This window comes from Fluviicola taffensis DSM 16823, from assembly GCF_943372375.1.
GTDB classification, from domain to species: Bacteria; Bacteroidota; Bacteroidia; order Flavobacteriales_D; family Crocinitomicaceae; genus Fluviicola; species Fluviicola taffensis_A.
Window position 1 is genome coordinate 690,679 of record NZ_CALRYJ010000001.1, and the last position, 12,266, is coordinate 702,944.

A 12,266-nucleotide genomic window follows, 5' to 3' on the forward strand; every position below is an offset into this window, starting at 1 on the left:
AGATACCAACTTGAAAACGCTTTTTTATTGAAGTTTGTCATATGAATAAGGTTTTAGTTATCGAAGACGAGCAAAGTTTGCTCGAAATGATTCAATTCAATTTGGAGTTGGAAGGCTATTCTGTATCCACAATTAACAATGGTAGAGAGGCTTTGGCAATGAAGAATCAATTGGATAACTACAATCTTGTGATACTGGATGTGATGCTACCGGAAGTGAGTGGATTGGATATTTGCCGTGCATTCAGAGAGGTTTCAACAGTTCCTATTATCTTCATTTCCGCAAAAGGAAACACCATCGATCGGATTGCAGGATTGAAATTGGGAGCAAATGATTATTTGCCGAAACCGTTCGATCTGGAAGAATTCATCCTGCGGTGTTCCATTTTGGTTCAGCCAACGAAAAAGCAAGTTGCCATCCCTTCAGAAATAAAAATCGGAAATTATCGTGTATTACCAGCTTCGTTTGAAGTTGAAAACAGTGTTTCCGGTGAGAAACAGGAGTTGAGTAAACGCGAAATGGAACTGATCCAATTATTCTTTTCCAGGAAAGATGAGGTGGTTTCCCGTGATGAGATACTGAACACTTTGTGGACAAACGATCAATTCCCCACCGGACGGACGATTGACAATTACATCCTGAGTTTTCGGAAATTGTTTGAAGAAGATCCGAAGAACCCCCAATTTTTTCATTCGATTCGAGGGGTTGGATATAAATTCACCTTACTTGATTAATCCTATCTTTGCAGCATGGTTGTAGAACTTGACAGAGAAGTAACAGAAGAAAAAAGAATGCGTTACGACAAAGCCTATTTGAGAATGGCTCAAACCTGGGCGGAGTTGTCGCATTGTGAACGAAAAAAAGTGGGGGCACTCATCGTGCGGGACGGAAGAATTATTTCTGATGGATACAACGGAACACCGGCAGGTTTTCCAAATTGTTGTGAAGATCAGCAAGGAAATACGGAATGGTATGTTTTGCATGCAGAAGCAAATGCGATTCTGAAAGTGGCACGTTCTACAAATGATTGCAGTGGAGCGGAGCTTTTTATTACCTTATCACCCTGCAAAGATTGCAGTAAACTGGTTCTTCAAGCAGGAATCAAACGAGTTGTTTATATGATGGAATACAAAGATACCGCTGGCGTTGATTTCTTAAAAAGCGCAGGTGTTGAAGTTGTTCACATCCCAGACCCAAACATAAATGAATAGAAAATACGCCTTTGTTTATCCGGTTTTGTTGATGATCTTTCTGGTCATTGGTTTGTTACTTGGATCCAAATTAAATCAACCGGTTCCCCAACATAATTCGGGTAATTATTCCAAAATGCAGGAGATTATCGGCTTGCTGGATCGGGAATATGTTGATTCCATTGAAAGCACGAAATTGTTTGAAAAGACGATTTCTGACATGCTTCATGAATTGGACCCGCATTCAAATTACATTCCGTACAAGGATCTGAAAGCGATGAATGAGCAAATTGATGGCAAGTTCGGTGGAATTGGAATCCGATTTGCAATCATTCGGGATACCTTGTGCGTTACGAACGTCATTCCCAACTCACCTTCTTTTGGAATGGGCGTTCTTGCAGGTGATAAAATTCTGATGATTGACGGTAAAAACGTGACGGAAAAGAAAATCAAGAATGAAGACGTTTTGGGTAAGTTGAAGGGTGAACCTAATACGAAAGTAAAAATCCAACTTTATCGCAACAAAAAGAAAATCGATAAAACGATTACCCGCGGAATCATTCCAATTCCTTCCATTGTCTGTGCACAGATGCTAGACGAAAAAACGGGATATATCCGTTTGGATAATTTTTCCGTTTCATGTGCGCAGGAATTTAATGATGCTGCTACGCAGTTGAAAGCAAAAGGGATGAAAAAACTCATCTTTGATCTACGGGATAATGGAGGCGGAGTATTGGATCAAGCGGTTAAGATCTCGGATGAGTTTTTACCTAAGGGAAGAAAAATTGTTATCGTCAAAGGAAAAAAATACCTGAATACCACCAGATATGCGAATGGGGGAGGTTTATTGGAAAATACACCACTCGTCGTTTTGATCAATGAAAATTCTGCTTCCGCTTCGGAAATTGTTGCAGGTGCCATTCAGGACAATGACCGGGGAATGATCATCGGGCGAAGATCGTTTGGAAAAGGATTGGTTCAACAGGATTTCTCCCTTTCCGACAAAAGTGATTTGAGATTGACCATTGCGAGATATTATACTCCTTCTGGTCGTTGTATCCAAAAACCGTTTGGTGACAGCTACGAGGATTATTATCACAGTGCAGAAAAAAGAAGGGACAATGGTGAATATTTCGCTCCTGATTCATCTGTTTTCAAAAACGCACACAAATTCCAGACCTTCAAAGGAAGAACCGTTTACGATGGTGGTGGAATCATGCCGGACATCTTTGTTCCATTAGACACGTCGAATTCTACGATTTATTATCTCACGCTTCGTTACTCAGGAGTATTCCAACAGGTTGCTTTTGATTTTGTATCGAATAAACGGAACTCGTGGTCTTCCATTTCGGAATTCAATGCAGCATTTACTACACCAAAACTTCTTTTACAGAAATTGGTTTCAGAAGGTGAAAAATTGAAAATACCTTACAATGCTTCTGATTTTGGACGCAGCGAGGAATTGATGAAACAGGTCATGAAGGCTGAGATTGCCCGTCAATTGTTTATTGAAGAAGGATATTTCTTTATCGTTGCTTCTCATGACAAGGAAGTTCAAAAAGCGCTCCAGTTTCTGAAGCGCTGATTGAACAACGAATATTAGTTTTTGATAATCGGGTGAGAACTGATTATTCCATTGCAAATCATGGAGATAAAATAAGTTCCTGCTTTGGATTCAGCGCCATTTTCGGATAAACCATCCCATTCGAAGCCATTGAATGTGGTTGAAATAGTTTGTTTGTCACAAATGGTGCGAATCAGTCGTCCTTGGTAATCATAGATCGCTAATGAAACAATGTCTCCGCTTTTTAGCTGATTTGGTTTAATCGATACGCTTTCAGTAAAAGGAACGGGAAATATTTTCCAATCATCGTCTGAGATAAGTTCTTGCATTCCCAGATTGAGCAACCCTTCCAAATCAATCAATTCATCACCGGGCTGGTATTGTAGAAAATGAAAGTAGACCAAGAACATTTCATCGGTAGTACTTTCACCTGCGTTAACCAAAACAGGAGGATTGCTTGGATTGTTGGGATTGTTTACCGTATTATCGTAAGTTGCCTCTCCTTTTAGAACCGATCCGGTAGGAACCTTTTGCAGGTTTTTGAAGAAGTAAAAATCTTGCCAGTGAAAATCCCAAGTAGGAATGTCGGCGAACTTCACGGTATCGTTTGCAGGTGTTACAGCATAGGCTCGAATGTTTTTACCCAATAAATGCATATGGGGGAAAACACTCAGAATGCTGTAATTCGTAGGAACTCCTCCGGATGCAGGATATTGCGCTGTGAATGATGAGAGCTGATTCGGGGGAATCGAAAGCGACCAATTTTGTAGAACAGGTGCGGCATATACCTCTCTGATTCCCGTTTCTCCCGGCGGATAAAAATGAAGAATAACTTTGGTGCTGTCATACTGACCGTAACTTCCTTGAGGATAATGCATGGCAAAGACGAGATTGCTATTGGGAGGAATGGACATCCCCAATTTAAATCCTGTGGCCGAAGGGAAAATCAAGGGTGTAGAACCCGGAGTATATCCTCCGATAAGTGTGGAACTTTGTGGAGGTCCTCCGCAATTTCCACCAATTGTATCTCCTTGATAAGTTCCAGTTGGGTCGATATAAATAAGTGCATGATGAACAATTTGTCTATTTCCAGGAACAATTTCCATTGCACGGACATATCTGTTTTGAGTCAACCCGGTAGGAAGGCTGAAACAGACGTAATCATCTTGTCCGTCTTGAGCCTTACTTTGGTATAGCGGAATTTGAAGCATCAGATCACCGTTTCCTAAAATACTACCGGAATTAAAAATCGGTGGAGCGGGAGCATTTGCCGGATTTCCTTCAGGTGTTCCATTGGTAAGCCAAGACAGAAGCGTTGCTTTATCTGTTGAATTCAATGCACGTGAATGGCTGTATTGTTGATAGTTTTCATTGGGAGGCCATGGAGGCATTTCGTTGGTGGAGATGGCGTCGTAAATAGCGGTTGCCATCGGACTAACTTCCGAATAACTCATTAATGAAAATGGTGCAATTCCTCCTGGATGATGACAAGATGAACATTTATTGTAAACGATACTTGCTACATTATCACTCCAGTTTTGTGCAAAAACGGAAGGGCTAACAAGGATGAATAGAAGAAGCAGTTGTTTCATAGTATTAGTTTTGAATCTAAATCTAGAAGAATATCTGTTGATTTCCAATCATTTGGATAAGTTTTACAGACAAAGGTTTAATTGTTCAAAAAGTAGTATTTTCAATCCATCAATTAATCGACATGAAGTATCTCCAATTAGGTGCTGTAAAAAAAGAAAATCCGAATCTCCAATTCCCTCTTTCCGAAGATCAAAAAGAGGAGTTTTTAGAAACGTTCAAAAGGCTTAACCTGGATGCTTCTGAAATGGATCAGGTGCAGTTTTTGAATGTTTGCTCCACCCCGAAAGGAATCATTTTCGCTTCGTGGACAGAGGAAAATACAAGTCTGCTCCACACGCTGAAAAAGGGGGAGTTCACAGCGCTTTTTGTCGATTCTTCCAAACTTCAGGAACACGCACTTTTTGAGGAATACAAGGTGTTCATTGAACTTTATTTGTTCCCGATATTTACCGATCAATTTTCTTCCGTCTCCGGCAAGAACATTCATTTTTTCATGAGTTATTCGGTTTTGTTGCCGGATTATCAGCAAAATTTGGTTCAGGATTCCTTGTCGGATTGGATTTTCAAACAAAAGGAAGAACTGAGCCTGGCAACCAATAAAGCGAAAAAAGACACGGATTTGCATCGGATGATTGATTCATTCCTGACTGCAAATATGATTGCTGCTTTGGATTTGCTGAATGTCAATCACTACCGGGTAAAAACCCAATTGCTGGAGTTTTTCATGAGTTTGGCCTATCATCCGAAAAGTTCTACACGTTTCCTGATGTATTTGACCAATAAGCTATTGGAAATTCAATTTACTGCCGAACACAAAAAGCAATTAGGCAACTTTGGGGCGGATGTAAAGAAGGGAAAAATTGTGGTGGAATCCACACGCGTTTCCTGGTTGCGTTTAAGCTTGGTGATCTTTGTCTTGTTGTTGTGCGGTGCAGGAATTGTCGCCTTGTTCTTTGTTGAAGCAGATCCGGAAACCGATATACTTCAGGAACAGACAGCCTATATGGACTTCAGTAAGGAAGAACGATTGAAGCTCGATTCCCTGATTACGGAGATCAAAAGTGAGGAGCGCATGGTTGATGATGCGCAATTGGATTCCAATCTTCCATTTGTTGGCGTTGATTTGGTAACAAAGCGCGACTGGAGCAATGAATTGTTCCGGAAACTGTATCAGAATTGGGGAAACAATGATTCCGTTCCGTACACCAAATTTTTCACGCAGGCAAAACCATTCAGCAAACCCTATGTGAAGACGAAGGATTTGGACAAGAAACAGGGACAAATTGCAGTGGAGCTTCACAACGAAACGGATCGAATGGTACTGCTTGTGGTATTTAAAAACAATAAGAAAGAACCCGTTTACACCAAATACCTGGAAGCGAAATCAGTGGCAGAATGGAAAATAAACATCGGGGAATACCTGCTTGTTTTGCCTGGAAACAAAGTGCCTTCCAATCCCGAATTTGGAAATCTTCCCTTCAAGGAGTTGGATCAGCATTTCTTTGAAAACCTGGGAATTTCCTACCGTGTGGATTTCATCAATGGGAAACGGATCAAATTGGTCTGGGAAAATCTGGGTAACAATGAATCGTACTTGGTGGATTTGTCGGGAGCTTTAATCAAGGAATAGACTTCGACTGCGCTGCGCCTATGCTTAATTATTCAGTCTCCTTAAAGATTTGTAAAGTATTCGTCGAAAGATGGCTGAGCAGAGTCGAAGCCAAAAAAGAAGAGAGACTGGAAATAAAGTCTCTCTTCACACGCTACCTAAACTAAACCTAACTACTACTACTTATACTCTATTAACGCAGGTGTTTTTGTTTTGGTACATGTGAAGTGTGTAATTAACGTCTTTTAACTAATCTTATAGGGAGGAAGGGTGTTAGTACAATAAGACATTAGGATGTTAAGACTTTGATAGTCTTTTGTTTGCAAGAATTACTTGCTAAATTATAATCCTCCTATCCAGATTTTAAGGGGCCAAATTAGGCATCATTTTCATTCTGTTTCTCTTTCTGAGATGAAGTTCCTAAAAACAACAAGAGAGAAGCAGGCGCTCCTCTCTTGTTCCAACCTAAACTACTACTACTTATGAAAACTAACCTCTAAAGTTGTAACAAATAACGTACCAAAGTATTTACTTGTTTCCAACGTTAGCGTATGACAAAGATAACGGACGCATTTCGATTTTGTTTCATAACGAAGTTCTTTTTAACATTATTTGCAAATCGGGAATTTTACTGAAATGGGCACTTTAGATAAGATTTCATGTATCTTTGGCGACGAATTATAATATATCCTCTCTGAAGGCATGAAAGTTATCGATCATTTAAACACAGCGAAAGACACGCTATTTTCATTTGAAATTCTCCCTCCGCTAAAAGGGGCGAATATTCAATCTATTTACGATGGAATTGATCCCCTGATGGAATTCAAACCGAAGTACATCAACGTTACTTACCATCGCGAAGAATTCATCTACAAAGAGCGCGAAAAAGGCTTGCTCGAAAAGATTGCAATCCGAAAAAGACCGGGAACGGTTGGTATTTGTGCGGCAATCATGAATAAGTATTATGTAGATGCAGTTCCACATCTTATCTGTGGAGGATTCTCCCAGGAAGAAACGGAGAACGCATTGATCGATTTGCAATTCCTTGGGATTGACAATGTGTTGGCTTTGCGTGGTGATTCCATTAAAACAGAATCCACGTTCAAACCGGATCCGGAAGGACACAAATATGCGGTTGAGTTGATCAACCAGATCGCAGAAATGAATAAGGGGAATTATCTGGTGGATGACATCCAATTGGCTCCAACCAATTTTTGCATCGGTGCGGCAGGTTATCCCGAGAAGCATTTTGAAGCAATGAACCTAAGTACGGATCTACATTATCTAAAAGCGAAAGTGGATGCGGGAGCAGAGTACATTGTGACACAAATGTTCTTTAACAACCAGAAGTATTTCGAATTTGTGGACGCTTGCCGTGCGATTGGAATTACCGTTCCGATCATTCCCGGAATCAAACCGATTACCACATTGAACCACATTTCCTTTTTGCCGAAAGTGTTCCATATCGATCTTCCGGAAGAATTGAGCAAGGACCTGATTAAATGCAAAACCAATAAGGATGTGTTTGAAGTAGGTGTTGAATGGGGAATCCATCAATCACAAGAACTCAAAAAGGCAAATGTGCCAGGAATCCATTATTATACTATGTCTACCTCTGAAAGCGTTAAGACGATAGCAGAGAAAATATTCTAACTATGAAAAAATCACTTGTAAGCTTTCTATTTTCAAGCATTTGTTTGTTGGGATTTGCACAAGCAAAATTTCCCCCCTTAAAGTTGAACAATGCGCTTGTTGTAAGCCATTTGGATAAGGAATCAGATCAGTTTTCATTGGAAATTGCGGTGTCTGACGTACTTTCAAGATCCAAGGTTAAAAACACGGTTTCATTGAATGTGTTGAAAGCGGGTGGAGATCCACAAGTTTTAATGACGGATTCCTTGACACAACTGTTGAAAACAAAAGGGATCAATACCTTGATGTTAGTTTCGGTACGTGGTTTTGACAATCGATTCAGACCTTCAACAGGAAACATGACCTTGGCAGAAGATTTGGCTGCAGATAACCTGTTTCCGATTTATAAGGAAGATATCGTTTCAGTAACTTTTGAATTTCACTTTTACCGTGACGGGAAATTGGTTTATGCCGATTTGTTGAAAATTGGTGGTGCGGGATCCCGTGATAAAGTACTGAGAAAATTCCGTAAAAAATTGGCTAAGCGCTTAGAGAAAAGCTGGATGTAATTAGATTCAAGACTTTTAGAGACAAGAGTCAGGATGAATACTTTGTCCTGACTCTTTTAGTTTTGTCTCCTAATTATTTGTAAAAAGTCAATGTTCCCGTTAAAGCTCCATTATTGGCAAATGCTCCAACATTTCCGTTTACGAAAAAACCAGAATTCGTTTGTGGGTAAAGCGTGATTCCGGCAAGATTTACAGTAATTTCATTTCCGTTTACCACCATTGTTAAGGTACCTGAAGTTGTTTTCGAATTCCAAGTGGTCAGCGTATCACCGTTTATTTCGGTAATGTTCATAGTTATGTGTGTAGGGTCAGTGTCAGATCCATCCTCGACCAAAGTATAACTTGTTGTTTGAGCCGGCAATTCGGAAATATTAAAGAACGCAGAGAATGTTTTGAGGTTGTTTGAAGAATGGTTTGCTCCAATATAGTTTGTTCCCGCCGCTGTTGCCCATCCACATGGTCCGTTTAATTGGTAGACTTCTCCGGTTGGCATGGTCAGCGTAATATCTGCATGTCCTTCTTCTGTGACCGGTGTTGGAGTCGCTGTGGGTTTCTTTTCGTCTTTTTTACAAGACATTAGCATAGAAGCCGAAAGTGCTATAAAAACAAGAAATTTCATAATTGAAAAATATTAATGATTACTACTATTCAAAAGTCACACTTCACCCAGTCAACAGCAACAGCCAATAGATAAACAACACGATTAATCGACGAATAGCTGGTTGGTATGCTGATTTTCAGTTAAATTTGATTAAAACCGCTTCGTGATGGAATTGAATTGTGTGGTTGTAGATGATGATGAGCTGGATAGATTGATGGTACTCTCTTGTTTGAGAAATTATCCGGAGATTCGGGTACTTGAGGTGTTCAGCTCTCCGGTGGAAGCTCTTGAATTTTTGGATCTAAATCCCGTTGATATTTTGTTTCTGGATATTGATATGCCCGAAATGAGTGGAATAGAATTGCGGAAACGAATTCCCCAAACTGCTATTTGTGTATTCATCACTTCCTATCCGGAACATGCTGTGGAGAGTTTTGAATTAGAAGCACTTGATTTTTTGGTGAAACCACTGAAAGCAGATCGCTTCAAATCGACTATCGCACGGATACATGACTACCTGGAAATTCGTCAAAAAGTAGCGCTTTTTGAATCGAGTCTGGGCGGCGATACGATCATTGTGAAAGAAGGCCATACTCAGACTAAAATCAAATTACATGCTGTGTGCTACCTTCAGGCAATGAAGGATTATACACTCATTTTTACAACAGACAAACGGCACTGCGTACTTAGTTCTTTGGGAAATCTACTGAAGAAAGCAGAATTTCAATCCTTCGTGCGGGTTCATAGAAGTTACGCCGTAAATCCGATTTACATTGAACGGGTATCATCGAATGAAGTGATTTTGAAAGATGAGCAAAGTGTTCCGCTTGGTAGAGGCTACAAAGAGATCATTCAATCGATTCTTTTATGAAAACATTCCTGTTGCGGATAGTTCTTATGATTTCTTTGCCTTCAGTTAATATGGCTTTAGCTGAACAAACATACCAGCAAAAAATCGATTCTTTACATACTCTTCTCAAAACGACATCGGATCAGTCAGAAAGGTGTATGTTACTGAATAACATCTCAAATCGTTATTACCTCTATAATTCACAAAAAGGGATTAAATATGCTCGTCAGGCATTGAATTTGGCTAACGAGATTAACTTTTCTAAGGGAAGGGCATTTGCATACCTCAACCTGGCTAAAAACACCTCCATGACAGGAGATTATGATCAAAGTTTGATTTACTATTCGATTGCAAGATCTGGTTTCGAAAAATTGAATGACCAGAAATCTGTGGGATTGGTTTGCTTGAATCAAGGGACGATCTATGGGAATCAGGGCAAATTTCCAGAAGCCTTGGATTCATTCTTTAAAGCCTTAACCTTGTTTGAGCAGTTTAAGGATAATGAGAGCAAGATTTACCAGGCGAACGCCTATCAAAATATTGGTAATATTTTCAACTTCATGGAAGAGAATGAATCGGCTCTCAAAAATTATGAAAGGGCAATTAGCCTCTTTAAACAATTTCCTGATCAGCATGAAAATTATGTGATGAATGTGGCACTCAAAGGAACGATATACAGTAAACAAAAAAAATTCCAGAAAGCCATTTCTTCTTATCATTTCGCTGAAAACGAATTACGGAAAGTGGGAGATTCCGTTTCGCTTGCTTTCGTTCAAAATTTGAAGGGAAAAGCGTACCTGGGATTGAAAAAATACGATTTCAGCATTGCCTGTTCTATGAAAGCATTACCGACTGCCAAACGATCAGGAGATCAGGAACTACTGGCCTCGACCTATCAGAATTTGGGTGTTTCCTACTTGGAAAAAGGCAAAATAAATAATCAAAAACAAGATTTTGAAACTGCCCGAAATTATCTGAATGAAGCACTCGGCATTCATTTAAAAACAAGGAATCACGAAGAATTGACAAACGATTACGCGCTTTTGGCAACATACTTTTCCCTGATAAAACAGTTTGAAAAAAGTTTTGAGATGCAACAAATTTCAGCCACTTACAAAGATTCGATTTACAATTTCAAGAATAAGCAATCGATTCAGAATTTGGAAGATCAGAGGACAATAGCATTACGGGATAAACAAATCGAAATCAACAAAATAGCGTTAAATACCCGTGAGAAAGAGCGCTGGTTTTATGGAATTGGCGTACTGTTTCTTTTCCTTATTATTGCATTATTCTATATTCAAAATCGCCAGCGGAAACGTGTCAATCAACACTTATTGGAGCTAAATCTAAAGTTGCAGGAAGCGAATGCAAACAAAACCCGTTTCTTTAGCATCATTAACCACGATTTACGAAGCCCGGTTGCAAATTTGATCCATTTCTTGCAGTTGCAAAAGGAAAGTCCGGAATTATTTGATAAGGCAACCAAGCAACGATTGGAGCACAAAACAATGGAGGGTGCCGAGAATTTATTGCAGTCTATGGAAGACATGTTGCTGTGGAGTAAAGGGCAAATGCAGCAATTTAAACCATCAATCGAGGAGTTAAAGATACGGGATCTGTTTGCCGAATTAGAAATCTATTTTGTTTCAAATTCAGAAGTGAAATTGGTGGTCGATAAAACGAACAATATACTGCTTTCCGCAGATCGCAATTATCTCCTGACTATTCTGCGCAACCTGACCTCGAATGCGATTAAAGCACTTGAAAAAGTGAAAGACCCGATGATTCAATGGTCGGTTGCAGAAACAATAAATTCCACCATCTTGGTAATCGAGGACAATGGACCAGGTGCCGCAAAAAGCCAGTTCAAAGCATTGTATGATGCTTCGGAAGTGGTTGGAATTAAAACGGGCTTAGGACTGCATCTCATTCGCGATCTGGCACAAGCAATTGATTGTAAAGTGGAAGTAAGCACAGAACAATCTTCGGGAACAACCATTTCCTTGATTTTCAACAAATCCACCCGTTCGTCGATTTAAACGGTCGTTTGGCGATTAGCACACGTTTTATTCCCTAAAGCGATTCACCTTTGTTTCATAAATAAACAGATAGTATGAAACAGGCAAGCAAAACAATCGGGACACTATTTACTGGACTGGTAATGGCATTTGGGTTAACATTCAGTTCGTGTAAAAAAGCAGAGACAGGTCCTGCTGGAAAAAATGGAACGGATGGTAATGCAAATGTTCAAAGCACGGGTGAAGTGGATTTGAATGTACTAACATGGACTTACCAAGGTACTGCCGCAAGTGATTCATACGTAAGTGTTTTCCCAACTGCTTTGATTACCCAAGAGGTGGTTGATAAAGGGCTTGTAATGGCTTACATAAAAACTGGAATTGGATGGGCTCCATTGCCCTTTTCAGGAATCATGTCTGGGACAGATGACATCACATTTGAAATCTTGAATGGTTCTGTAAAATTCTACTACAGAGACAACGATGAGTTAACGACGACACCAGACCCTTCAAGTATATCCTTGATAGTAAGAATTGTCATAATTCCTGCACAGATCAAAAAACCCAATGTTGACCACTACAATTACCAAGAAGTAAAGGCGGCGTATAATTTATAAAGATGAATCAAAGGGGACTT

11 protein-coding genes are annotated in these 12,266 nt (G+C 39.7%); 9 read left to right on the top strand and 2 right to left on the bottom strand.

The annotated features are described in order from the left end of the window. Positions 1-41 precede the first annotated feature (41 nt). The 3 genes from AAG807_RS02905 to AAG807_RS02915 are packed head-to-tail and all read left to right on the top strand — an operon-like array spanning position 42 to position 2,775. On the top strand, positions 42-734 hold the full coding sequence (locus tag AAG807_RS02905; protein WP_341900625.1) for a response regulator transcription factor: 693 nt from the start codon (positions 42-44) through the stop codon (positions 732-734). 15 nt (positions 735-749) lie between these two features. Next, a complete protein-coding gene (locus tag AAG807_RS02910; RefSeq protein ID WP_341900627.1) occupies positions 750-1,211 on the top strand; it encodes a dCMP deaminase family protein in 462 nt (153 codons plus the stop codon). Beyond that, positions 1,204-2,775 (top strand): S41 family peptidase, encoded by a 1,572-nt coding sequence (locus AAG807_RS02915; protein ID WP_341900629.1) that lies wholly within the window; start codon positions 1,204-1,206, stop codon positions 2,773-2,775. The genes AAG807_RS02910 and AAG807_RS02915 overlap by 8 nt, the downstream gene beginning before the upstream one ends. 14 nt (positions 2,776-2,789) lie before the next feature. On the opposite strand, the gene AAG807_RS02920 is transcribed toward AAG807_RS02915, so the two are convergent. After that, positions 2,790-4,346, bottom strand: coding sequence for a hypothetical protein (locus AAG807_RS02920; RefSeq protein WP_341900631.1), 1,557 nt, complete (start codon positions 4,344-4,346; stop codon positions 2,790-2,792). A 122-nt stretch (positions 4,347-4,468) separates the two neighbouring features. Between AAG807_RS02920 and AAG807_RS02925 the strand changes: the two genes are divergently transcribed. The 3 genes from AAG807_RS02925 (at position 4,469) to AAG807_RS02935 (ending at position 8,157) form a co-directional block, all read left to right on the top strand. Further along, on the top strand, positions 4,469-5,977 hold the full coding sequence (locus AAG807_RS02925) for a hypothetical protein (protein ID WP_341900632.1): 1,509 nt from the start codon (positions 4,469-4,471) through the stop codon (positions 5,975-5,977). Positions 5,978-6,658: 681 nt separating this feature from the next. Then, on the top strand, positions 6,659-7,609 hold the full coding sequence (gene metF / locus AAG807_RS02930; RefSeq protein WP_341900634.1) for a methylenetetrahydrofolate reductase [NAD(P)H]: 951 nt from the start codon (positions 6,659-6,661) through the stop codon (positions 7,607-7,609). A gap of 2 nt (positions 7,610-7,611) precedes the next feature. Continuing rightward, positions 7,612-8,157 (top strand): hypothetical protein, encoded by a 546-nt coding sequence (locus AAG807_RS02935; protein ID WP_341900635.1) that lies wholly within the window; start codon positions 7,612-7,614, stop codon positions 8,155-8,157. A 73-nt stretch (positions 8,158-8,230) separates the two neighbouring features. Here the strand turns inward: AAG807_RS02935 and AAG807_RS02940 are convergent, their stop codons facing one another. Next, a complete protein-coding gene (locus AAG807_RS02940) occupies positions 8,231-8,776 on the bottom strand; it encodes a hypothetical protein (protein ID WP_341900637.1) in 546 nt (181 codons plus the stop codon). Between the two features lie 148 nt (positions 8,777-8,924). Between AAG807_RS02940 and AAG807_RS02945 the strand changes: the two genes are divergently transcribed. The 3 genes from AAG807_RS02945 (at position 8,925) to AAG807_RS02955 (ending at position 12,246) form a co-directional block, all read left to right on the top strand. After that, positions 8,925-9,629 (top strand): LytTR family DNA-binding domain-containing protein, encoded by a 705-nt coding sequence (locus AAG807_RS02945; protein WP_341900638.1) that lies wholly within the window; start codon positions 8,925-8,927, stop codon positions 9,627-9,629. Next, positions 9,626-11,650, top strand: a complete 2,025-nt coding sequence (locus tag AAG807_RS02950) for a tetratricopeptide repeat-containing sensor histidine kinase (RefSeq protein ID WP_341900639.1) — start codon at positions 9,626-9,628, stop codon at positions 11,648-11,650. Before AAG807_RS02945 ends, AAG807_RS02950 begins: the two co-directional genes overlap by 4 nt. 74 nt (positions 11,651-11,724) lie before the next feature. Next, on the top strand, positions 11,725-12,246 hold the full coding sequence (locus tag AAG807_RS02955; RefSeq protein ID WP_341900641.1) for a hypothetical protein: 522 nt from the start codon (positions 11,725-11,727) through the stop codon (positions 12,244-12,246). Positions 12,247-12,266: the final 20 nt, after the last annotated feature.